Genomic DNA, 22580 nt, shown 5'->3' with positions numbered 1-22580 from the left:
GCTGAGCCAGGACGCCTAACGATCAGGAGAGCTGATCATCAGCGCGCTCAGACGACGATCGACTGGTTCACCAGCTGACGCAGGTAGTTGCGGATCGGCAGTGTGCTCGAGGGCAGCAGCTGCGTGTAGAAGGTGACGGTCAGGTCCTCGAGCGGGTCCACGTAGAACGCCGTCGACGCCGCCCCGCCCCAGCTGTAGTCGCCCAGGTTGGCGACGACGCCGTAGCGCACCGGGTCGATGACCATCGAGAAGCCCAGCCCGAAGCCGACCCCGCGCAGCGGCGTCTCGGCGAACAGCGGCCGACCCGAGCTCTCCAGGTCACGACCGCCGGGCAGGTGGTTGAGCAGCATGTGCCCGAGCGTGCGCGGACCCAGCAGCCGCCCGCCGTCGTAGGAGCCGCCGCGGCGCAGCATCTCCACGAAGCGCAGGTAGTCGCCGGCGGTGGAGACCAGCCCGCCACCGCCGGAGAGGAACGCGGGCTTGCTGTGCGCTGCCTCGCCCATCGCGTCCAGCGGCACGAACCCCGTGGGCGCGCCTCCGGGCTGCCCGGGGACAGCGGCGTAGAGGCGGGCGAGGGAGTCGGGGTCGTCGTCCGGCCGGAGCCCGAAGGAGGTGTCGGTCATGCCGAGCGGCGCGAAGATCCGGTCGGCGAAGAACTCGTCCAGCGGCTGCCCGGACACGACCTCGACCAGCCGGCCCAGGACGTCGGTGGAGACGCCGTAGTTCCACTCGCTGCCGGGCTGGAACAGCAGCGGCATCGAGGCCCACTGGCGGCAGACCTCGGCGGAGTCCGCGCCCGGCGGGGTGCCCCACTCGTGGCCGTTGTTCCGGTAGATCGCGTCGGGGACCGTCGCCCGGTGGAAGCCGTAGGTGAGGCCGGACATGTGGGTCAGCAGGTGCCAGACCCGGATCGGCTCCATGAGCGGCTCGGTGACCGGCTTCTGGTCCGAGCCGGCGACGTAGACCCGCGTCTCGGCGAACTCCGGCAACCACCGGGCGATCGGATCGGTGAGCTGGAAGGCGCCCTCCTCGTACAGCATCATCGCCGCGACCGAGGTGACCGCCTTGGTCATCGAGTAGATGCGCCAGCGGGTGTCGAGCTCGACGGGGCGGCCGTTCTCCACGTCACGGGAGCCGCCGGTGCCGACGTGCACGAGCTTCCCGTGCCGGGCCACCGTGACGAGGTAGCCGGGGATCTGCCCGTCGTCGACGTAGCGGGTCAGCCGCTGGTCGATGCGCGCCAGCCGGCTGCCGTCCATGCCGACCTCGGCCGGGTCGGTGCTCACCTTCAGGTCGTCGTTCACGTCCACCACTCACTCCGTCTGTGTGCCGATGTCCCGGAACGCCGACCGCCGCCGGCGACGCCTCGACCGGCATCCTGACTCACGAGGTGTGAGCCCGGACACACGGGGTCGGGCGCCCGCCGGCGGCGGACGAGGTGGTGCTGCCGATCAGACGGTGCTGATCAGACGGTGCCGATCAGACCGGGACGGAGCTTGCGGCCTTCTTCAGGTTCGAGCCCGCGGTCACCTTGACGGTGTTGGCGGCCGGGATGTCGATCGACTCACCGGTCTGCGGGTTGCGGCCGGTCCGCGCAGAGCGCTGGGTGCGCTCGACGGTGATCAGACCGGAGACGGCGACCTTCTCGCCACGGGTGATGGCGTCGACGAGCTCGTCCTGCAGCCCGGCCAGGACGGAGTCCACCGTCGAGGCGGGGACATCGGCGCGCTTGGCGATGGCGGAGACCAGTTCAGCCTTGTTCATGTGCTTCCTCTCGTAGGCGGTGGCGGTGCCATGTGTTCGGCACTCAGCCGGCTCGTTCCCCCCGGCGCCCGTGGCCCCGGGAGGAGCCCGGGCCGGCGCGCGGGGCGCGCGGTGGCCGGGTATTCGGCCCCCGTGGAGGGGACGAATCAGGAGGAACGCTGCCATGTCGCCCCGACATCTGGCCAGCGGGGGGTCCCTGCGGGGCCGCGGAAGACCCCCGGAGTCACGTGCGTCTCACCTCGGGCCGCCCCGCAGCAGCGACCTGTGATTAGCGTGGAAGGCATGCCGCTGATCCCCCGCACCGACCTCTCCGTCAGCGACCTCTGCCTGGGCGGCAACGTCTTCGGCTGGACCGCCGACGAGCCGACGTCCTACGCGATCCTCGACCGCTACCTCGACGCGACCCCGGGCACCGTCTCCCCGTTCGTGGACACCGCGGAGATGTACGGCAACGGCGTCTCCGAGCAGATCCTGGGCCGCTGGATGGCCGACCGCGGCGTGCGGGACCGCATCGTCGTGGCCACCAAGGCCTCGCCGGGCGAGAAGCAGCACCCCCTCGCGGCGGCCGAGATCCGCACCGCCGCCGAGCGCTCGCTGCGCAACCTGCAGACCGACGTCATCGACCTCTACTACGCGCACTACGACGACGAGACCACGCCGCTGGAGGAGACCCTCACCGCCTTCGACGAGCTCGTCCAGGCCGGCAAGGTGCGGCACGTGGCGGCGTCGAACTACTCGGCGGCTCGGCTCACCGAGGCCCTGGGGACGGCGGAGCGCATCGGCGTGACCGGCTACGTCGCGCTGCAGACGCACTACAACCTGATGGAGCGGCCGGCATTCGAGGCGGAGCTGCGCGACGTCGTCACCGGGGCCGGGATGGGCGCGCTGCCCTACTTCGCGCTGGCCAAGGGTTTCCTGAGCGGCAAGTACGCCCCGGGCGAGCAGATCGACTCGCCGCGGGCGAAGGGTGCCGCGGCCTACGTGGGGGAGCGGGGCGACCGGGTGCTGGCCGCGCTCCGCGACGTGGCGGCCGAGCAGGGCGTGCCGATGACGGCGGTGGCGCTGCGCTGGCTGGCCGACCAGCCGGGCGTCGTCGCGCCGATCGCCAGCGGGCGCTCGGTGGAGCAGCTCGCCGACCTGCTGCCGATGCAGGACCTGGTGCTGACCGACGACCAGCGCCGGCGGCTCACCGACGCCAGCGCATGACAGCGCCCGTCGTCCCCGCCCGGGGTCAGGGGGCGGGGGGACGGGCGCTGGGCTCAGGAGGCGCGGACGCCAGGTGTCAGGCGGTGCGGATGGCCGGCAGCACCAGGGCATCGGAGTCGGTGCCGGGCGCGGGCATGCCGTGAGCGTCGACGGCGTGCGCGCGGGTCTGCACGAGGATGCCGTCGTCGTCCGCGGCGGTGAACGTGGCGTCGCAGCCGGGGATGATGTCGCCGCAGGCGAAGTGCTTCATGGATGTCTCTCCTCGGGTTCTCCGGGGGCCGGTCGGCCGCCGGGTGGTGGGTTCAGCGAGTGGCCCGGGCGGCCGTCGCCAGGTCCTCGACGCGCAGCAGGCCGAGTACGCGGCCGGTGGGGTCGGTGCAGACGACGGGGTCGAAGCGCTGGGCCGGAACGCGGGTGAGGGCCCGCTGCAGCGCGTCGCCGATGTCGGTGGAGGGGTGGACCCGCAGCGACACCGGAGCCGTGTAGACCTCGAGCGTCCGGGGGTCGCAGAGCAGCAGCGAGCACGGCTCGCCGTGCTCGCCGACGAGCACGACCGGCGGCACCTCGGGGGTGTCGTCCTCGCCGAGCACGCACTGGCGCACCGGGCGCAGCAGGCTGGCCACGCTGTCGGTCAGGCGGGCGCGGGCGGTCTGCGCGCGCACCAGCTTCTCGACCTCGGCGGTCAGCGGCAGGAACTCCGGTGACGGCCGGCCGAGCAGCCAGCCCTGCGCCAGCGGCACACCGAGGCGGGTGAAGGCGGCCAGCTCGGCAGGGGTCTCGATGCCCTCGGCGAGCAGCCAGGCGTCGATCTTGCCGGCGAACTCGCCGACCATCTCGGCCAGCGCCATGCGCACCGGGTCGCCGTCGGCGTCCGCGACCAGCGAGCGGTCGAGCTTCACCAGCTGCGGGCGCACGGTGGCCATCTGCTGCAGGCCCGAGTAGCCGCTGCCGGTGTCGTCGAGGGCGATCAGCGCGCCTCGCTCGCGGAGCGCCTGGGTCTGCCGGCGCAGGCAGGTCAGGTCGTCGACCGGGGTGTGCTCGGTCAGCTCGACGACGACGCGGTGCAGGTCGTCGCGGCTGGCCAGGGCACGCTGGACGGCGTCGGCACCCAGCAGGTGGGGGCTGACGTTGACGGTCAGGAAGGTGTTGGGGGGCAGGCTGTCGACGGCGGCCAGGGCCTTGTGGATCGCCAGCGCCTCGAGCTCCGCGGCGATGCCGGCGTCGGCGGCGGCGGCGAACCAGACATCCGGGCCGGCGGCGCCGGGGAAACGGGCGAGGGCCTCGTAGCCGGCGATCGTGGCGTTCGCGAGGTTCACGATCGGCTGGAAGACGAGGGTGAGGTCGTCCGCGTTCGCGAGCAGCGGGCGGCAGTCGGGGAGGCGGGCCGTCCGCGTGCCGATCATGCCCAGGTCATCGGCCGGATACGGGCTGCACTTGAATCGGGTCCCCGGGCTCCCCCCGTCGGAGTGACCGGCGGGTGAGGTGCCGTCATTCGGAGAGCCGGGCCCGACGTGCCAGCATGTGGGGTGGACGCGCCCGGACCGGGAGCGCGATCCCGGCGGAGGGAGTGCGGTGTCCACGTCCGAGAGCGCCGCCCAGCCGGCGGTCGACCCGCTCACCGATCCCCTCCGCACCGCCGCCGCGCGACGGCTGCTGCTGGAGGTCCCCGGCCCGGCGGCGTTCGACCGGCTCTCCGCCCTGACCGCCCGCGTGCTCGGCGTGGGCCACGCCAAGGTCACGCTCTTCACCGACCACGACGTCGTCGTCGGTGGCTTCGGTCTGCCGGCCGGCGTGGTGGGCGGCCCGGCGCTGCTCACCGGCGCGCTGTCGGCGATCACGGTGCGCCAGGGGGCGCCGCTGGTGATCCCCTCGGCCGTGGACGACCAGCGGGTCGCCGACCTGCCCGCCGTCACCTCCGGCCAGGTGCTGTCCTACCTCGGTGCGCCGCTGGTCGCGGCGTCCGGCCAGGTCGTCGGCGCGCTGGCGGTCTACGACCCCGAACCCCGGAACTGGTCGGACGACGCCGCCCAGCTGCTCGAGCAGCTGGCCGCCTCCGTGGTGGCGGAGCTGGAGCTCTCGGCGGCGCAGTCGGCGGTCGGCACCTCCCGCACCTGGCTGGAGGTGGCCCTGGAGGCGAGCTCCGTCGGCATCTGGGAGCGCGACCTGCGCACCGAGACCATCCACTGGGACGACCGCTGCGCCGCCATCTTCGGGCTCGCCTCCGCCGTGGAGCTCAACTCGCTGGACGACGTGCTCGCCACCCACGTCCACCCCGACGACCACGCCGCGATCGCGGAGGCCATGCGTGTCGCGGTCGAGGAGCGCGGCGACTACACCGTCGAGTTCCGGGCCCTCCGGGAGGACGGCGCGGTGCGCTGGGTCCTGGGCCGCGGGCGGGTCGTGGCCGACGCGTCCGGCGCGCCGGCGCGGGTGCTCGGCACGGCTCTCGACATCACCGAGGCCCGTGGGAACGCCGAGCAGCGGCTCACGGCCGTCCAGCGGGCCGCCGCCGTCGCCGAGGTGGCTGCCGAGCTGGCCAACGCCGCCCGCATGGAGGAGCTCGCCGAGGTCGTGCTGCGAGGCGCCCAGGTGCTCGGCGCGCAGTCCAGTGCCCTGGCGGTCTTCGACGCCCCCGGCGGACCGCTGCGGCTGCACATGACCGACAACCTGCTCGCCGCCGTCCGCGAGGAGAGCCCGGAGAGGGAGAGCCTGGCCGACGGGGTCGTCCTCCCCCAGGACGACGCCCTGCCCGCTCAGCACGTGGCGCGGCACGGCCGGCGACTGCTGCTCAGCGACATGGCCGCGGCGACCGCGCGCTTCCCTGCGCTGGAGCCGATCGTGGCGATGCTCGGTCTGCGCGCCATGGCCGCGATGCCGCTGCGCGTCGAGGGCCGGGTGCTGGGCACGTTCCTCGCCGTCTGGACGGTGCCGCACGAGTTCGTCGGCGACGACGTGGAGGTGCTGGAGGCGCTGGCCGCGCAGATCGCGCTCAGCGTCTCCCGGCTGCAGTCAGACGCCGAGCGCGACGCCGCCGTCGCCGCCATGGCGGAGGCCAACCAGCGGCTCAGGCTGCTCGCGGAGGCGGGCCGGGTGCTCTCGGGCACGCTCGAGTTCGACCAGCAGATCGAGCAGTTGGCCTCGCTGGTCGTGCCGGAGCTCGGTGACTGGTGCTGGATCGTCGTCACCGACGAGCAGGGCCGGCTGCACGACGTCGCCACCGGCCACCGCGACCCCGGCCGCCGCCCGGAGGTCGAGGAGTACGTGCGGGCCATGGTCGGCGTCATGACGGAGGAGGCCGCCGCGCGCACGGTCGCCGCGACGGGCCGGCCGGTGCTCATGCCGGTCATCGACTGGGGGCACGTCACGCGGGCGCTGCCCGACCCGAGCGTGCGGGAGCGCTTCGCCCGGCTGGGAGCCGCCTCCAGCGTGGTGGTGCCGCTGGTGGCTCGCGGTCAGACGCTCGGCGCGATGGGCCTGTTCGCCCGGGAGGAACGCGGGCCGCTGGGCGAGGCCGAGGTGGACACCGCCGTCGAGATCGGCCGGCGCGCCGGCCTGGCGCTGCACCAGGCCCGGCTCTACGGCCAGCAGCGCGAGCTCGCCGACGCACTGCAGCGGAGCATGCTCACCGATCCGCCGCAGCCGGATCACAGCGAGATCGTCGTCCGCTACGTGCCGGCCGCCGAGGGCGCGGAGATCGGTGGCGACTGGTACGACGCGTTCGAGCAGCGCGGTGGGACGACGGTGCTGGCCATCGGCGACGTCGTCGGCCACGACACCCGCGCCGCCGCGGCCATGGGGCAGGTCCGCGGCCTCCTGCGCGGCATCAGCTACTCCAGCGGCGGCTCCCCGGCGGCGGTGCTCTCCGAGCTCGACCGCGCCGTCCAGGGGCTGGCGCTGAACACCATGGCCACCGCCCTCGTGGCGCACCTGGAACCGGCGCCCGACGACGAGGCGGGCCGGATGCTGCTGCGCTGGGCGAACGCCGGGCACCCCCCGCCGGTCCTGCTGGCCTCCGACGGCAGCGTGGTGCTGCTCGACGGCAAGCAGGCCGACCTCCTGCTGGGCGTGGCGCCGGAGACCGTGCGCGAGGACCACGTCGCGGTGCTGGCGCCGGGCTCGACGGTGCTGCTGCACACCGACGGGCTGGTCGAGCGGCGCGACCGCGACATCGACGAGGGCACCGAGCAGCTGCTGCAGGTGCTGGGGCAGTGCGCCGGCCTGCCGTTGGACGAGCTGTGCGATCGCGTGCTGGACCAGATGTTCCTGCCGGGCGCGGAGGACGACGTCGCGGTCCTCGCCGTCCGCCTCCGGTCGGAGGCCTGAGCTCAGCTCCGCCGGCGGAACAGCGCCGAGCCGGGGCGACGGCGTTCCGGCCGCTGCTGCCGCCGTCGGTCGAGGCGGTTCCGGGTGCGTTCGGGCAGGTCGACCGCGACCGGCGCCTCCCATCCGCGCCAGACCGACAGCACCCGCAGCGCCGCCACCAGGGTGATGACGATCGCGGCGACCGGCAGCGGGTCGAGGTCGAGCGGGCCGGCGAGCACCGTCAGCGCGGAGGCCCCGATCAGCGCCGCGACGGCGTTGTAGGGCCCGGGCCGGACGATCTCGGCGCGCTCGGCGAGCAGCACGTCGCGGATGACGGCTCCGCCGACCGCGGTCACCGTGCCGACGAACACGACCGAGGCGCTGGGGAGCCCCGCCAGCTGGGCCTTCTGGGCGCCGATGACGGTGAAGAACCCCAGCGTGACGGCGTCCAGGACCACGAGCAGCCCGGTGAGCCTGGAGAGCCAGCCGGAGAAGTAGAAGGTCACCATCGCGGTGATCGCGACCGTGGGCAGGTAGGCCTGGTTGGTCAGCGCGACCGGCGGGCCCTCGGCGAGCAGGACGTCGCGGATGAGCCCGCCGCCCAGGCCGCCGCTGACGGCCAGCAGCAGCACGCCGGAGACGGCGAAGCCCTCACGGGCGGCCAGCAGGCCGCCCGTGAGGGCGCCGATCACGATCGCGGTGAGGTCGACGGCGGCCGGGAAGTGCAGCGCTTCGGCCGCCGCGAGGATCTCCACGGCTGCTCATTCTCCCGAGACGTGCTGGAACGGCCTCGTCCAGGGGCCCGCCCTGAGCCTGCGAAGGGTGGGGGAGGACGAGGTCCTTCTACTGGCCCGGCGCCACGTCCACGTCGGTCGCCGTGCCGTCGGGGGTGTCCTGACCGTTGATCACGCGCAGCTCGGCGTCGCGGGCGGCCATCGCCTCCTGGCGACCGGGCTCCTCCTCGAGGATCTTCGCGGCCTTCCACGAGTCCGGGATGGCGAACCCGTCGACCAGCGTGGTGATGTGCGGCCGCAGCTCGCGGAGCAGCTGGTTCACCGTGCCGGTCAGCGTCTTGGCGCGGGCCGGGGTGAGCTGGCCGTGCTCCATGAACCACGCCTTGTCGGCCTCGACGGTGGAGAGCGCGTACAGGTCGCAGACCTTGTCGAGCAGCTCCCGGCCGGGCCCCTCCTCGGTGCGGTCGACGCCGGCGACGAAGGCCTCCAGCACGATCCGGTCGATGTGCGCCTGCGCCGACTTCAGCACGTGGTCCTGGACCGAGTTGAACATGTCGAACGGGGCCATGCCCTCGGTCGTCGAGTTCTTGCGCAGCCGGCCCGCGGCGCCCTCGAGGGAGTGCTTCTCGCGGAACTCGAACATCTTCAGCTGCCAGCCGCGGTCGAGCATCGGCACCTCGTCGTCCCGGCCGGGGACGGCGTCGACGAGCCGCTGGATGAGCGCGCGCGCCGCCGTCCGCTCCAGGACGGTCTCCCGGACCATGTCGGCGACGAAGCTGACCCGGCCCCAGCCGTCGAGCGAGCCGAAGTTGTCGCGGTAGCCGGTCAGCAGGCCCTTGGCGACCAGCTGGAGCAGGACGGTGTTGTCGCCCTCGAACGTGGTGAAGACGTCGGTGTCGGCCTTGAGGTGGGGGAGCCGGTTCTCCTGCAGGTAACCGGCGCCACCGCAGGCCTCGCGGCACATCTGGATGGTGGCCGTGGCGTGCGCGGTCTGGGCGACCTTGAGCCCGGCGGCGCGGGACTCCAGCTCGCGCTGCGCCTGCTCGTCGATCTCCTGGCCGTGCACGTGCACCGCCGTCTGGACGTCGTGCATCGTCGAGACCAGCTCGCCCTGCGCGAAGTGCAGCGCGTAGGTCTTGGCCAGCGCCGGGAGCAGCTTGCGCTGGTGCACGAGGTAGTCGTTGATGACGATCTCGCGCTCCTCGCCGGGGGCGGCGAACTGGCGGCGCGAGTTCCCGTACCGGACGGCGATGTCGAGGGCCATCTTGGTGGCCGAGGCCGAGGCCCCGCCGACGCTCACCCGGCCGCGCACGAGGGTGCCCAGCGTGGTGAAGAAGCGGCGGGTCTCGTTCTCGATGCTGGAGGAGTAGGTGCCGTCCTCGGCGACCTGGCCGTAGCGGTTCAGCAGCATGTCGCGGGGGACCTGGACGTGGTCGAAGCTCAGCCGGCCGTTGTCGACGCCGGGCAGGCCCGCCTTCGGTCCGTCGTCGCCGATGGTGACGCCGGGCATCGGGTTGCCCTGCTCGTCGCGGATCGGCACCAGCCAGGCGTGCACGCCGTGGTTCACGCCCTGGGTGATCAGCTGGGCGAAGACCACCGCCATCCGCCCGTCCTTGGCCGCGTTGCCGATGTAGTCCTTGCGCGCGGCCTCGTGCGGGGTGTTGAGGTCGAAGCACCCGGTCTCGGGGTCGTACTCGCAGGTGGTGCGCAGCTGCTGGACGTCGGAGCCGTGGCCGGTCTCGGTCATCGCGAAGCAACCGGGCAGGTCGAAGCTCATCGCGTCGCGCAGGTACTTGTCGTGCTGCCGCTGGGTGCCCAGCAGCTGCATCGCGCCGCCGAACAGGCCCCACTGGACGCCCGCCTTGACCATGAGCGAGAGGTCGGCGAAGGCCACCATCTCGATCGAGGTGACCGAGCCGCCCATGTCGTCCTCGCCGCCGTACTGCTTCGGGAAGCCGTAGCCCACCCGCCCGGAGTCGGCGAGCTTCTTGGCCGCCCGCGTCACGCGCTCGCGGGCCTCGGCCATGGATTCGCCGTAGACCGGGAGGAAGTCGGGGTCGTGCAGGTTCTCGCGGGCGTCGCGCCGGATGTGCGCCCAGCGGCCGTCCAGGACTTCCTGGAGGACCTTCGGGTCGACCGACGCGGGAAGGGTGCTGGTCACTGTTCCTCCTTGGTGCTGCGGGAATCCCCGACTGGGGGTTGCTGGGCCACGACGCCGGACACACCGGCCCAGGCGAGATCGGTCAGGTGTGCGGCGAGCTCGGTGCGGAGCATGGAACGCCCGGCCCGAAGCCACCAGTCGGCAGCCGAGCGGACCAGGCCGACGAGGCCGTGGCCCCAGGCGCCGGCGGCGGCCGGATCGCGGCCGGACCGTTCCAGGGCGACGGCCATGAGCGATGCCGCCTGGTCGCCGACGAGGTCGGCGAGGGTGGCGACGGGATCCACCGGGTCGCTGCCCGGCTGCGGGGTGACGACGAAGCGGTAGACCTCCGGATCGGCCTCCAGGAAGGCCAGGTAGGTCTCGATCGCCGCGGCGGTCATCTCCCGCGGGTGGTCGCTGCTCTCCATCGCCTCGCGCAGGCGGGGCAGGAGCCCTGCTGCGACCCGGCCGCAGACGGCGACGTGCAGGTCCGACCGGTCGGCGAAGTGCCGGTAGACGACGGTCTTGCTCGTGCCGGCCTGCGCCGCGATCTCCTCCATGCCCACGCCGGAGCCGTGTCGGCCCACCGCGGCCAGCGCCGCGTCGACCAGCTGCTCCCGCCGGGCACGACGGTGCTCGTCCCAGCGTGAATTCCGCCGATCGCGGGTACCGGCGGGCTTCGAGTCGCGCGGGTCGCTGTCCTGCGCGATCTTGTCGTGCGGGGCACCGACCTGCGACCTACGTCTCACCGCCTCGGCTTTCATGTGACCGACAGTACCGCGTACCCTCGGTACCGGCCAACCCCACCGACCCCGGAGGTCCTCATGGCGAGCAACGAGAAGCCGGCGACCCGCAAGGCCGCGATCGTCGGCGGGAACCGCATCCCGTTCGCACGGTCCAACTCGACCTACGCGCAGGCGTCCAACCAGGACATGCTGACCGCGACCATCGACGGTCTGGTGGCCCGCTTCGGGCTGGCCGGCAAGAAGGTCGACGAGGTCGTCGCCGGAGCGGTGCTCAAGCACGCCCGCGACTTCAACCTCACCCGCGAGTCGGTGCTGGGCTCCAAGCTCGACGCGAGCACCCCCGCCTACGACGTCCAGCAGGCCTGCGGCACCGGCCTCGAGGCGGCGATCCTGGTCGCCAACAAGATCGCCCTCGGGCAGATCGAGTCCGGCATCGCCGGTGGTGTGGACACCACCTCCGACGCCCCGCTGGCCGTCGGTGACGACCTGCGCCGCATCCTCATCTCGCTGAACAGTGCCAAGACGGTGCAGGACCGGCTCAAGGCCATCGCGCGGATCCGCCCCGGCATGATCGCGCCGGAGATCCCGCGCAACTCCGAGCCGCGCACCGGTCTCGCGATGGGCGAGCACGCCCAGCTCACCGCGCACGAGTGGGAGATCGGCCGCGAGGAGCAGGACGAGCTCACCGTCCGCTCGCACCAGAACATGGCCGCCGCCTACGAACGCGGCTTCTTCGACGACCTGGTGACGCCGTTCCTCGGCCTCGCGCGGGACCAGAACCTCCGCCCGGACTCCTCGCTGGAGAAGCTGGCCAAGCTGAAGCCGGTCTTCGACAAGGCGCTGCCCGAGGGTGCCGAGGGCACGATGACCGCCGGCAACTCCACGCCGCTGACCGACGGCGCCTCCGCGGTGCTGCTGGCCTCCGACGAGTGGGCCGCCGAGCAGGGCCTGCCGGTCCTGGCCCACCTGGTCGACGCGCAGACAGCCGCCGTCGACTACGTGCACGGCGGCGAGGGCCTGCTCATGGCGCCGGTCTACGCGGTGCCGAAGATGCTGGCCCGCAACGGCCTTTCCCTGCAGGACTTCGACTTCTACGAGATCCACGAGGCGTTCGCCTCCACGGTGCTCGCGACGATGAAGGCCTGGGAGGACCCGGCGTACTGCAAGGAGAAGCTGGGCCTGGACGCCCCGCTGGGCTCGATCGACCGGTCGAAGCTCAACGTCTACGGCTCGTCGCTGGCCGCCGGGCACCCGTTCGCCGCGACCGGCGGCCGGATCGTCGCCTCGCTCGCCAAGACGCTGCACGCGGCGGGCCCCGGCAAGCGTGGCCTGATCTCCATCTGCGCCGCCGGCGGCCAGGGCGTCGTCGCCATCCTCGAGTCCTGACCCCCGGTGCCGCGCGCCATCCCGACCCCGATGTGGAGGCCCTTCCGTGGCTGACTGGTACACGAACTTCGCGAACTCCGGCTTCGGCACCACGCTGACCAAGCAGCTGGGCCTTCCGCGCCCGGCGGTGCTGCGCCGCTACGAGCCCGGCGAGCCGCTGCTGCCCGGCCCCGTCGTCATCGGCTCGGCCGGTCAGGGACGGCTGCGCGACACCGTCGCGGCCGTCCTCAAGGACGCCGGTGCGACCGTGGTGTCGCCGGTCGCGGCCGACGGCTCGACCGACGGCGAGAAGTTCGGCGCCGTCGTCCTGGACGCCACGGGCCTGACCTCGCCCGGCGACCTGGTCAGCGCGCACGACTTCCTCGCCCCGGCGATCAAGCGGCTGCGGGCGAGCGGGCGGGTGCTGATCCTGGCCGACCCGCCGCAGACGGCCGACTCCCCGGCGCAGGCCGCCGCGCGGCAGGCGATCGACGGCCTGGTCCGCTCGATCGGCAAGGAGCTGCTCAACGGCTCGACGGCGAACGCGGTCTTCGTGCCCGAGGGCGCCGAGGCCTCCGTCGCCAGCCCGCTGAAGTTCTTCCTCTCCGGCCGCTCGGCCTACGTCGACGGCCAGCTGCTCACGCTGGAGCCGGCCGAGGTGCCGAACGGTGAGGACGCCGCGAAGCCGCTGGCCGGCAAGGTCGCCGTCGTCACCGGCGCCGCCCGTGGCATCGGTGCGGCGATCGCCGAGGTCCTGGCCCGCGACGGCGCGCACGTGGTCGCCGTCGACATCCCGGTCGCCGGCGACAGCCTGGCGAAGGTCGCCAACGAGATCGGCGGGACGGCGCTGCAGCTGGACATCACCGCCGACGACGCCCCGCAGCGGCTGATCGAGCACCTGCGCGAGCGGCACGGCGGGGTCGACGTCATCGTCCACAACGCCGGTATCACCCGCGACAAGCTGCTGGTCAACATGGACGCCGCCCGCTGGAACTCGGTCATGGCCGTGAACCTGCAGGCGCAGCTGGACATCACCCAGGCCCTGCTGGACGACGGCGACATCCTCAAGCCCGGCGCCCGCATCGTCTGCGTCTCCTCGCAGTCGGGCATCGCCGGCAACCGCGGGCAGACCAACTACGCGGCGTCCAAGGCCGGCGTCATCGGCATGGTGCGCGCCTGGGCGCCGGAGTTCGCCGAGCGCGACGCGACCATCAACGCCGTCGCGCCGGGCTTCATCATCACCGAGATGACGGCGAAGATGCCGGTGGGCACCCGCGAGGTCGGCTCGCGGATCAACTCGCTGCAGCAGGGCGGGCTGCCGGTCGACGTCGCCGAGACGATCGCCTGGCTGTCGCAGCCGGGCAGCGCCGGCGTCAACGGCCAGACGGTGCGGGTCTGCGGCCAGTCGATGCTGGGCGCCTGATGGGCACGACCGAGCTGGACGCGCCGCCGAACATGGCGGCGCTCTTCGCCAAGGCCGCGCTCACCGCGCGCGGCCGCGGCGGGGACCTGCCCGACACCCGGCTGGCCCGGAGCGGCGTGACGGTGGACCCGGCGAACCTCGCGGACTATGCGCGGGTCTGCCGGTTCCCGCTCACCGACTCGCTGCCGGCGACGTACCCGCACATGCTCACGTTCCCGCTGCAGATGGCGTTGATGAGCGACCGCTCGTTCCCGCTGGCCCTCCCCGGGCTGGTGCACGTGCGGAACACCATCGACGTCGTCCGGCCGATCGCCGCGACCGAGAGCCTCGACCTCGAGGTGTGGGCGGAGCGGTTCGCCACCCACCGCGTCGGCGCGACCGTCGACCTGTGCGCCTCGGTCTCGGCCGGTGGCGGCGAGGTGTGGCGGAGCCGGTCCACCTACCTGGCGCGCGGCGCGAAGGCGCCGGCCGGGGCGCCGGATTCCGATGTGACGGTGGAGGTCGGCGAGCTGGGGCACCCCGTGGCCACGTGGCGGATCCCGGACGACGCCGGTCGTCGCTACGCCAAGGTCTCCGGCGACGTGAACCCGATCCACCTGTCGGGCCTCACCGCGAAGGCGTTCGGCTTCAAGCGGGCGATCGCGCACGGCATGTGGGTCAAGGCCCGCGTGCTCGCGGCGGTGGAGAACCGGTTGCCGGAGGCGTTCACCGTCGACGTCGGCTTCCGCAAGCCGCTGTTCCTGCCCTCGACCGTGACCCTGTCGACGGCGGCGACCGGCGGCGGCTGGGACGCCGCCGTCCGCAACGCGAAGAGCGGCACCGAGCACCTGCTCGTCACCGTCCGACCTCTGTAGTCCAGGACAGTGGTGCTCTGCTCCCCCTGGGGAGGCAGAGCACCACTGTGCGACGAGGAGTAGTCGGACCCCGTCCTCCCCGACCACCGCCGGACCCACGGAAGGCTCCTCCCATGCCTGTCTCGTTCGACCTCACCGAGGACCAGCTCGAGCTGCAGAAGTGGGTGCACGAGTTCGCCGCGAACGTCGTCCGCCCGGCTGCGCACGAGTACGACGAGCGGGAGGACTTCCCGTGGCCGGTGCTCCAGGAGGCCGCCAAGATCGGCCTCTACTCGCTGGACTTCTTCGCCACCCAGTGGTTCGACGAGTCCGGGCTCGGCATCCCGCTCACCATGGAGGAGCTCTTCTGGGGTGACGCCGGGATCGGGCTGGCGATCGTCGGCACGACGCTGGCGGCGGCGAGCGTGCGGGCGAACGGCACCGACGAGCAGGTCGGTCAGTGGATCCCGGCCATGTTCGGCACCGAGAGCGAGCCGAAGGTCGCCGCGTTCTGCTCCAGCGAGCCCGATGCCGGCTCCGACGTCGGGGCGATGCGCACCCGCGCGGTCTACGACGAGAAGACCGACGAGTGGGTGCTCAACGGCGCCAAGACCTGGGCGACCAACGGCGGTATCGCCGAGATTCACGTGGTGAACGCCGTCGTCGACCCGGAGCTCAAGGCCCGCGGGCACGCCAGCTTCGTGATCCCGCCGGGCACCAAGGGGATCGCGCAGGGGCAGAAGTTCCTCAAGCACGGCATCCGCGCCTCGCACACCGCCGAGGTCGTGCTCGAGGACTGCCGCATCCCCGGGGACTGCCTGCTCGGCGGCAAGGAGAAGCTCGAGCAGCGGCTCGCCCGCGCCCGCGAGGGCGTGAAGGGCGGCCGCACCCAGCCCTCGATGGCGACCTTCGAGCGCACCCGGCCGGCGGTCGGCGCCCAGGCGGTCGGCGTGGCCCGGGCCGCCTACGACTACGCGCTGGAGTACGCCAAGACCCGCGTCCAGTTCGGCCGGCCGATCATCGAGAACCAGTCGATCGCCTTCATGCTCGCCGACATGAAGACCTCCATCGACGCCGCGCGCCTGCTGGTGTGGCGTGCCGCGTGGATGGCGCGGGTCGGCCAGCAGTTCACCGCCGCCGAGGGGTCGATGTCCAAGCTGGTCGCGGGTGAGACCGCGGTGCGGGTCACCGAGAAGGCCATGCAGATCCTCGGTGGCAACGGCTACACCCGCGAGTACCCGGTGGAGCGCATGGCGCGCGACGCGAAGATCTACACGATCTTCGAGGGCACCTCGGAGATCCAGCGGCTGGTCATCGCCCGCACCATCTCCGGCATGCAGATCCGCTGAGACCCGCCCACCCCCGACACCCGGGGCGACGGCGGAACCCGGCCTGACGCACCGGCTCGCCTAGCATCGGGCGCGACCGGACCAGTCCCGGTCGCGAGGAGACGACCGGGGGGAGCGGCATGGTGGACCCGGACGGGCAGCGGGGCGAGGACTCGACCGATCGCTGGGCCCGCGTTCCCGCCGTGCCGCCGTCGGGGTCGGTGGCCACCCGCACGGGGGCGCACCGGGCGCCCGACAGCGCCGACGACGAGTCCGTGGCGGCTCCCCCTCCGCGGGACCCGGTGGGGCGTCGCATCGTCCGCGGGGTCGGCGAGCTGTTCATCACCGCGGGGCTGATCCTGCTGCTCTTCGTCGTCTACGAGGTGTACGTCACCGACTACCTCACCGGTCGCCAGCAGGACGAGCTCGCGGAGGAGCTGCGCGAGCAGTGGGAACAGCCCCAGGGCGAGGGCCCGCAGCTGCGCCAGGTGGAGATCGGCGACGCCTTCGGCGTCCTCCGCATCCCCCGGCTCGGGGAGGACTACGCGCGGGTCATCCTCGAGGGCACCAACGAGACGGAGCTGTCGAAGGGCCCCGGCCACTACGAGGGGACGGCGATGCCCGGCGAGCCCGGCAACGTCGCGCTGGCCGGGCACCGGGTCGGCAAGGGCTCCCCGTTCCTGGAGCTGGACGCGATGCAGCCCGGCGACCCGATCGTCGTGGAGACGGCGGACAGCTGGTTCGTCTACCGGGTGCTCGGCGACCCGGCCACGGGCGACCTGGCGGCCGATCCCAGCGGGATCCCGGGGCGGCAGATCGTCCGGCCGGCCGACATCGACGTCATCGCCCCCACGCCGAACCAGGCGGCGTCCGCACCGAGCGGCTCGTACCTGACGCTGACCACCTGCCACCCGCGGTTCTCCGCGCAGCAGCGACTGATCATCCACGCCCGGCTCGACGGTGGCGCGCTGTCGAAGGCAGAGCTGCCCGACGGCCCGCCGGCGCTGTTCGAGGGCTGAGGGGAGTACCGCGTGTACGGCTGGATCTGGCGGCACCTGCCCGGAGGTGCCGGGCTGAAGACGCTGCAGGCGCTGATCCTGGTCGTGGCGGTCTGCGCGCTGCTGCTGCTCGTCGTCTTCCCGTGGGTGGAGCCGCAGCTGCCGTTCAACGACGTCACCGTGGACTGATCGCCCGGAGGGTGTGACGGAACGGTCACAGCCGCGCAACGATTCGCCGATGGGTCGCTCTCGGGTCGCGGACCTGCGCGGACGGGTCCAGGGTCGAGGACGGACGACGTCTTCCCAGACCCCGGAGGTCCCCCGGTGCGCTCCACCCGACTGCTCGCCCTCGCTTCCGTCAGCGCCCTCGGGCTCACCGCCTGCAGCGGGGGTGGGAACAGCGTCGACACCGGTGGTGGGGGCGGTGACAACGTGCTCGTCGCGGCGGTCAGCGCCCAGCCCGACCAGTTCGACCCGCACGTCACCAACGCCTACGCGAGCTTCCAGGTGCTGGAGAACGTCTACGACACCCTGGTCGTCCCGAACGGCGAGGACCTCACGATGGAGCCGAGCCTGGCGACCGAGTGGGAGGTCAGCGACGACGACCTGGAATGGCGCTTCACGCTCCGGGACGGGGTCACCTTCCACGACGGCAGCGAGTTCGACTCCGCCGACGTCGTCTACTCCTACAACCGGATCATCGACGACGAGCTGAGCAACGCCTACCGCTTCCAGACCGTCGAGTCGGTGGAGGCCGACGGCCCGCAGACCGTCGTCATCCGGGTCACCCAGCCCACTCCGAACCTGCCGGCGCTGATCGGCTCGTTCAAGGGCATGGCGATCATCCCCGAGGGCGCCGCGGAGGACCTCGACCTCACCACCGAGGCCGTCGGCACCGGCCCCTTCCGGCTGGAGAGCTCCGACGCCAGCGCCACCGAGCTGACGAAGAACGACGACTACTGGGGCGACGAGCCGAGCATCGACGGCGTCGAGTTCCGCTACATCACCGAGCCCGCGGCGGCGCTGACCGCGCTGCAGAACGGTGAGGTGCAGTGGACCGACAACATCCCGCCGCAGCAGGTGGACTCGCTGGAAGGCGACGACTCCGTGGAGCTCGCGACCACCCCGAGCGTCGACTACTGGTACATGAGCATGAACTTCGCCAAGCCCCCGTTCGAGAACCCGCAGGTGCGCAAGGCGATCGCGACGGCGATCGACCGCGAGGCGGTCACCCAGGCGGCGCGCTTCGACGCCGCCCAGCCCAACCAGACGGCGATCCCCGAGGACAGCTTCTTCCACTCCGACTACGCGCCCTACGAGGCCGACGTCGACGCCGCGAAGCAGCTCATCGCCGACTCGGGCGTGCCGACGCCGATCCGCATGGGCCTGATGGTCACCGACGAGTACCCGGAGACGGTCACGGCCGCCCAGGTCATCGCCAGCCAGCTGGAGCCGATCGGCGTCGAGGTCGAGGTGCAGACGACGGACTTCGCCACCTGGCTGGACCGGCAGGGGAAGGGTGACTTCGACGCCTTCATGCTCGGCTGGCTGGGCAACGTCGACCCGTTCGACTTCTACCACGCCCAGCACATCACCGGCGGCGACAGCAACTACCAGAAGTACAGCAACCCGCAGGTCGACCAGCTGCTCACCGACGCCGCGACCGAGACCGACCAGGACGCCCGCAAGGACCTCTACGACCAGGCCGCCCGGCTGATCGTGGACGACGTCTCCTACCTCTACCTCTACAACCCCGACGTGGTGCAGGCCTGGGCCCCGGGCCTCTCCGGGTACGAGATCAGGGCGGACAAGGCCATCAACTTCGAAGGCGTGGAGCTGCCCTGACCGGTTACCTGCTGCGGCGGGTCGGCCAGTCCCTGGTCGTCCTCGCCGGCGTGAGCGTCATCGTGTTCGCACTGGTGCACCTGGTACCGGGCGATCCGGTGCGGCTCGCGCTGGGCACCCGCTTCTCGCAGGACACCTACGACGCGCTGCGCGAGCGGTCCGGCCTGGACCGGCCGCTGGTCGAGCAGTTCTTCAGCTGGTTCGCACGCGCCCTCGGCGGTGACCTCGGGGTGAGCTTCCGCAGCGGCGACACGGTCACCTCGCTCATCGCCGAGCGGCTGCCGGCCACGCTGACCCTGGCGTTCGCCTCGATCCTCGTGGCCCTGGTCATCGCGATCCCGCTGGGCACCCTCTCGGCGCTGCGGCCCCGCTCGATCGTCGACCGGATCGCGACCGTGCTCAGCCAGATCGGCATCTCGGTGCCGGACTTCTGGATGGCGATCGTGCTGATCCTGGTCTTCGCCGGCACGCTGGGCTGGCTGCCGACGGGCGGCTACGTCCCGCTCGGCGAGGACCCGGGCGGCTGGCTGGCCCGGCTGGTCATGCCGGCGGTCGTCACCGGCGTCGTCTCCGGCTCGGTCATCACCCGGTTCGTGCGCTCCAGCGTGCTGGAGGCGCTGGGCGCCGACCACGTGCGGACGGCGCAGGCCAAGGGGCTCCCCGCCCGGCAGGTGTTCACCTGGCACGTGCTGCGCAACGCCCTGCTCCCGTTGGTGACCGTCACCGGCGTGCAGCTGGCCTACCTGCTCTCCGGGGTGGTCGTGGTGGAGATCGTCTTCTCCTGGCCGGGGCTGGGGCAGCTGGCGCTGCAGTCGGTCGAGGCCCGCGACTACCCGGTGCTGCAGGGCGCGATCCTGCTGTTCGCCCTCGTCTTCCTCGTCATCAACCTGGTGGTCGACCTGCTCTACACCGCCATCGACCCACGGATCAGGCGATGACCTCCCAGCCGGGTCCTGCCGCATCGGGCGCCCGGAAGTCCCTGCGCCCCGCGAAGCCGCGCTGGCGGGAGACCCTCGGCCTCCTGGCGCGCAACCCCACGGCGGCGATCTCGGCGGTGCTGCTGGTCGGGATCATCCTGGTCGCGCTCTTCGACGAGGCGCTCGCGCCGGCCGGCCCCAACGACATCGACGTCGGGGCGCGGCTGCAGCCGCCCAGCGGCGAGCACCTGTTCGGCACCGACGACCTCGGCCGCGACATCTTCAGCCGGGTCATCCTCGGCGCGGCCGTGTCGCTGCGGGTGGGGCTGCTCGCCGTCGGCATCGCGCTGGTCATCGGCAGCGTCATCGGGCTGCTGGCCGGCTACTACGGCCGCTGGGTCGACGACGTCCTCATGCGGTTCATGGACATGCTCTTCGCCTTCCCTGCGGTGCTGCTGGCGATCGCCGTGCTGGCGGTGCGCGGGCCGGGGTCGGGCAACACCGCGCTGGCGATCGGCATCGTCTACATCCCGATCTTCGCCCGGGTGACCCGCGCCAGCGTGCTCGGCGTCCGGGAGGAGGTCTACGTGCGGGCCTCGCGCTCGGTCGGGGCCTCGGACTTCCGGATCCTGACCCGGCACGTGCTGCCCAACGCCGCGCCGCCGATCATCGTGCAGGCCTCGATCAGCCTGGCCTTCGCCGTGCTCGCCGAGGCGGCGCTGTCGTTCCTCGGGCTCGGCACCCAGCCGCCGAACCCGTCGTGGGGGCTGATGCTCGCCGAGGGGCGCGGCTACCTGGACCTCGCCTGGTGGCTGGCCTTCTTCCCGGGGATGGCGATCTTCCTGACCGTGCTCTGCTTCAACCTGCTCGGCGACGGGCTGCGCGACGTGCTGGACCCGAAGCAGCGGACGCTGATGGGCTCCGCGGGCGGGGAGAACCCGTGACCGCTCCGGTGCTGGAGGTGTCGGACCTGCGGGTGCGGCTGCGCACGCCGCGCGGGCCGGCCGACGTCGTCAACGGGCTGAGCTACACCGTGGGGCCGGGGGAGACGGTCGCCGTGGTCGGGGAGTCCGGCAGCGGCAAGAGCGTCTCGGTGCTGGCGCTGCTGGGCCTGCTGCCGGCGCGGGTCGCAACCGTGACCGGAACGGCGCTGCTGCAGGGCGAGGACCTGCTCACCATGAAGCCCGAGCGGCTGCGCCAGGTGCGCGGTCCGGGCGCGGGCATGGTGTTCCAGGACCCGATGACGTCGCTGAACCCGGTGCTCACCGTCGGCAAGCAGCTGGTGGAAGGCATCCGGGCGCACCAGGACATCTCGAAGGAGGCGGCCCGCCGCCGGGCCGCCGACCTGCTCGGCGAGGTGGGCCTGCCCGACCCGGACGGTGCGCTGGACCGCTATCCGCACGAACTCTCCGGCGGGATGCGGCAGCGGGTGGTCATCGCGATCGCGCTGAGCAACTCCCCGGCGCTGCTCATCGCCGACGAGGCGACGACCGCGCTCGACGTCACCGTGCAGGCGCAGATCATCGACCTGGTCGAGAAGCTGCAGGCCGACCGCGGCACCGGCGTCATCTGGATCACCCACGACCTCGGCGTCGTCGCGGGGATCGCCGACCGGGTGCTGGTCATGTACGGCGGCCGCTGCGTGGAGGACGGCACGGTCGACGACGTCCTCGAGCATCCGGCGCACCCGTACACGCGCGGGCTGCTGGGTGCCCTTCCCGACCTGGCCGAGCCCGCCGTCGACGGCGTCGTCCCCGATCTGGCGACGGTGCCCGGCACCCCGCCGCCGCCCACGGACCTGCCGAAGGGCTGCGTCTTCTGGCCGCGCTGCCCGGTGCGCGGCGACGCGCGCTGCGAGCACGAGCAGCCCCCGCTGGCGGTCATCGGCTCGTCGGCGGTGTCCCTGCCGCACCGGGCGGCGACGTGGTGCACGGAGGGGTCCTCATGAGCGCTGACGTCCTGGTGAGCGCCCGCGGCCTCGAGGTGCACTTCCCGATCCGCGGTCAGGGGCTGCGGAAGAAGGGGGCCGGTGTGCTGCGCGCCGTCGACGGCGTGGACCTGGACATCCTGCGGGGCGAGACGCTCGGCCTGGTGGGCGAGTCCGGGTGCGGGAAGTCGACGCTGGGCAACGCGCTGCTGCGGCTGATCCCCTCGACCGGCGGCACGGTCGACTTCGCCGGCACCGACATCACGAAGCTGAGCGGCCGCGGGCTGCGGGAGCTGCGCCGTCGCGCCGGGATGGTCTTCCAGGATCCCTTCGCCTCGCTCGACCCGAGGCGCACCGTCGCGCAGACGGTGAGCGAGCCGCTGGAGGTGCACGGGCTGCGGAAGGGCCGCCAGGCGCGGGCCGAGCGGGTCGCCGAGCTGCTGGAGCTGGTCGGCCTGGACCCGGCGGTGGCCGGCCGCTATCCGCACGAGTTCTCCGGCGGGCAGCGCCAGCGCGTGGGCATCGCGCGGGCGCTCGCGGGGGAGCCGGACTTCCTGGTCTGCGACGAGGCGATCGCCTCCCTCGACGTCAGCGTGCAGGCGCAGGTGCTGAACCTGCTGCGCCGGCTCCAGCGCCAGCTCGGGCTCACGCTGCTGTTCATCTCGCACGACCTGTCGGCCGTCCGGCACATCTCCGACCGGATCGCGGTCATGTACCTGGGGCGTGTTGTGGAGATCGGCCCGGCCGAGGCCGTCGGCACCGATCCGCAGATGCCGTACACGCAGGCGCTGCTCTCGGCGGTTCCGCTGCCGCACCCGGCCCTGGAGCGGAAGCGGAAGCGGATCGTGCTGCACGGCGACGTCCCCTCGCCGTCCGCCGTTCCGAGCGGCTGCCGGTTCCGGACCCGCTGCCCGTACGTGTTCGAGCCCTGCGACGACGTCGACCCGGCGCTCCAGTCCGTCGGCGCCCCCGGTCAGCTGGCCGCGTGCCACCTGCACGGCGTCGTCGGCACGCCTGCCACCGAGCCCGAGGGCGTCACCGCCAAGCCCTGA

Annotated in this window: 20 protein-coding genes; 13 read left to right on the top strand and 7 right to left on the bottom strand. The window is 72.7% G+C overall.

From position 1 onward, the window contains the following. Positions 1-47 precede the first annotated feature (47 nt). Positions 48-1310, bottom strand: coding sequence for a serine hydrolase (locus LBW97_RS08345; RefSeq protein WP_224498932.1), 1263 nt, complete (start codon positions 1308-1310; stop codon positions 48-50). A gap of 169 nt (positions 1311-1479) precedes the next feature. Further along, entirely contained in the window at positions 1480-1929 is a 450-nt protein-coding gene (locus tag LBW97_RS19915) for an HU family DNA-binding protein (RefSeq protein WP_255600430.1), read from the bottom strand. 117 nt (positions 1930-2046) lie between these two features. Here LBW97_RS19915 and LBW97_RS08335 point away from each other — a divergent pair, with 117 nt between their 5' ends. After that, positions 2047-2970 carry an aldo/keto reductase gene (locus LBW97_RS08335; protein ID WP_224498931.1) on the top strand — a complete coding sequence of 308 codons (924 nt, stop codon included), beginning with the start codon at positions 2047-2049 and terminating at the stop codon, positions 2968-2970. A gap of 76 nt (positions 2971-3046) precedes the next feature. Here the strand turns inward: LBW97_RS08335 and LBW97_RS08330 are convergent, their stop codons facing one another. Next, entirely contained in the window at positions 3047-3220 is a 174-nt protein-coding gene (locus LBW97_RS08330; RefSeq protein ID WP_224498930.1) for a DUF1059 domain-containing protein, read from the bottom strand. A 52-nt stretch (positions 3221-3272) separates the two neighbouring features. After that, positions 3273-4373, bottom strand: coding sequence for an EAL domain-containing protein (locus LBW97_RS08325; protein WP_224498929.1), 1101 nt, complete (start codon positions 4371-4373; stop codon positions 3273-3275). Between the two features lie 169 nt (positions 4374-4542). Between LBW97_RS08325 and LBW97_RS08320 the strand changes: the two genes are divergently transcribed. Then, positions 4543-7293, top strand: coding sequence for a SpoIIE family protein phosphatase (locus LBW97_RS08320; RefSeq protein WP_224498928.1), 2751 nt, complete (start codon positions 4543-4545; stop codon positions 7291-7293). Positions 7294-7295: 2 nt separating this feature from the next. Here the strand turns inward: LBW97_RS08320 and LBW97_RS08315 are convergent, their stop codons facing one another. The 3 genes from LBW97_RS08315 to LBW97_RS08305 form a co-directional block, all read right to left on the bottom strand. Then, positions 7296-8027 (bottom strand): trimeric intracellular cation channel family protein, encoded by a 732-nt coding sequence (locus tag LBW97_RS08315; RefSeq protein WP_224498927.1) that lies wholly within the window; start codon positions 8025-8027, stop codon positions 7296-7298. Between the two features lie 88 nt (positions 8028-8115). Beyond that, positions 8116-10167, bottom strand: a complete 2052-nt coding sequence (locus LBW97_RS08310; RefSeq protein ID WP_224498926.1) for an acyl-CoA dehydrogenase — start codon at positions 10165-10167, stop codon at positions 8116-8118. Continuing rightward, entirely contained in the window at positions 10164-10910 is a 747-nt protein-coding gene (locus LBW97_RS08305) for a TetR family transcriptional regulator (RefSeq protein WP_224498925.1), read from the bottom strand. Before LBW97_RS08305 ends, LBW97_RS08310 begins: the two co-directional genes overlap by 4 nt. Before the next feature lie 60 nt (positions 10911-10970). On the opposite strand from LBW97_RS08305, the gene LBW97_RS08300 reads away from it, so the two are divergent. The 11 genes from LBW97_RS08300 to LBW97_RS08250 all read left to right on the top strand — a co-directional run bounded on the left by LBW97_RS08300 (position 10971) and on the right by LBW97_RS08250 (position 22580). Beyond that, on the top strand, positions 10971-12278 hold the full coding sequence (locus LBW97_RS08300) for an acetyl-CoA C-acetyltransferase (protein WP_224498924.1): 1308 nt from the start codon (positions 10971-10973) through the stop codon (positions 12276-12278). Positions 12279-12324: 46 nt separating this feature from the next. Further along, complete coding sequence (locus tag LBW97_RS08295) at positions 12325-13680, top strand: 3-oxoacyl-ACP reductase (protein WP_224498923.1); 1356 nt, start codon at positions 12325-12327, stop codon at positions 13678-13680. Next, on the top strand, positions 13680-14534 hold the full coding sequence (locus tag LBW97_RS08290) for a MaoC/PaaZ C-terminal domain-containing protein (protein WP_224498922.1): 855 nt from the start codon (positions 13680-13682) through the stop codon (positions 14532-14534). Before LBW97_RS08295 ends, LBW97_RS08290 begins: the two co-directional genes overlap by 1 nt. A 113-nt stretch (positions 14535-14647) precedes the next feature. Further along, complete coding sequence (locus tag LBW97_RS08285; protein WP_224498921.1) at positions 14648-15862, top strand: acyl-CoA dehydrogenase family protein; 1215 nt, start codon at positions 14648-14650, stop codon at positions 15860-15862. Positions 15863-15981: 119 nt separating this feature from the next. Next, entirely contained in the window at positions 15982-16860 is an 879-nt protein-coding gene (locus tag LBW97_RS08280; protein WP_224498920.1) for a class E sortase, read from the top strand. Positions 16861-16872: 12 nt separating this feature from the next. Beyond that, the gene (locus tag LBW97_RS08275) at positions 16873-17028 is read left to right on the top strand and encodes a hypothetical protein (protein WP_224498919.1); all 156 of its coding nucleotides are present in this window, start codon (positions 16873-16875) and stop codon (positions 17026-17028) included. A 135-nt stretch (positions 17029-17163) separates the two neighbouring features. Further along, positions 17164-18684 carry an ABC transporter substrate-binding protein gene (locus tag LBW97_RS08270; RefSeq protein ID WP_224498918.1) on the top strand — a complete coding sequence of 507 codons (1521 nt, stop codon included), beginning with the start codon at positions 17164-17166 and terminating at the stop codon, positions 18682-18684. After that, positions 18681-19622, top strand: a complete 942-nt coding sequence (locus LBW97_RS08265; protein WP_224499029.1) for an ABC transporter permease — start codon at positions 18681-18683, stop codon at positions 19620-19622. Before LBW97_RS08270 ends, LBW97_RS08265 begins: the two co-directional genes overlap by 4 nt. Next, entirely contained in the window at positions 19619-20545 is a 927-nt protein-coding gene (locus tag LBW97_RS08260; protein WP_224498917.1) for an ABC transporter permease, read from the top strand. Before LBW97_RS08265 ends, LBW97_RS08260 begins: the two co-directional genes overlap by 4 nt. Continuing rightward, positions 20542-21549, top strand: a complete 1008-nt coding sequence (locus LBW97_RS08255; RefSeq protein WP_224498916.1) for an ABC transporter ATP-binding protein — start codon at positions 20542-20544, stop codon at positions 21547-21549. The genes LBW97_RS08260 and LBW97_RS08255 overlap by 4 nt, the downstream gene beginning before the upstream one ends. After that, entirely contained in the window at positions 21546-22580 is a 1035-nt protein-coding gene (locus tag LBW97_RS08250; protein WP_224498915.1) for an ABC transporter ATP-binding protein, read from the top strand. Before LBW97_RS08255 ends, LBW97_RS08250 begins: the two co-directional genes overlap by 4 nt.

The organism is Blastococcus sp. LR1 (assembly GCF_020166105.1).
GTDB lineage: Bacteria > Actinomycetota > Actinomycetes > Mycobacteriales > Geodermatophilaceae > Blastococcus.
Note: the sequence above shows the minus strand (reverse complement) of the source record. Positions and strands in the feature narration are given on the sequence as shown.

What these genes read in the sequence shown, in the direction of transcription:
- LBW97_RS19915 (WP_255600430.1), bottom strand. Translation starts at nt 1,929, where the DNA reads ATGGCAGCGTTCCTCCTGATTCGTCCCCTCCACGGGGGCCGAATACCC.
- LBW97_RS08300 (WP_224498924.1), top strand. Translation starts at nt 10,971, where the DNA reads ATGGCGAGCAACGAGAAGCCGGCGACCCGCAAGGCCGCGATCGTCGGC.
- LBW97_RS08330 (WP_224498930.1), bottom strand. Translation starts at nt 3,220, where the DNA reads ATGAAGCACTTCGCCTGCGGCGACATCATCCCCGGCTGCGACGCCACG.
- LBW97_RS08335 (WP_224498931.1), top strand. Translation starts at nt 2,047, where the DNA reads ATGCCGCTGATCCCCCGCACCGACCTCTCCGTCAGCGACCTCTGCCTG.
- LBW97_RS08325 (WP_224498929.1), bottom strand. Translation starts at nt 4,373, where the DNA reads ATGATCGGCACGCGGACGGCCCGCCTCCCCGACTGCCGCCCGCTGCTC.
- LBW97_RS08285 (WP_224498921.1), top strand. Translation starts at nt 14,648, where the DNA reads ATGCCTGTCTCGTTCGACCTCACCGAGGACCAGCTCGAGCTGCAGAAG.
- LBW97_RS08250 (WP_224498915.1), top strand. Translation starts at nt 21,546, where the DNA reads ATGAGCGCTGACGTCCTGGTGAGCGCCCGCGGCCTCGAGGTGCACTTC.
- LBW97_RS08260 (WP_224498917.1), top strand. Translation starts at nt 19,619, where the DNA reads ATGACCTCCCAGCCGGGTCCTGCCGCATCGGGCGCCCGGAAGTCCCTG.
- LBW97_RS08280 (WP_224498920.1), top strand. Translation starts at nt 15,982, where the DNA reads ATGGTGGACCCGGACGGGCAGCGGGGCGAGGACTCGACCGATCGCTGG.
- LBW97_RS08290 (WP_224498922.1), top strand. Translation starts at nt 13,680, where the DNA reads ATGGGCACGACCGAGCTGGACGCGCCGCCGAACATGGCGGCGCTCTTC.
- LBW97_RS08305 (WP_224498925.1), bottom strand. Translation starts at nt 10,910, where the DNA reads ATGAAAGCCGAGGCGGTGAGACGTAGGTCGCAGGTCGGTGCCCCGCAC.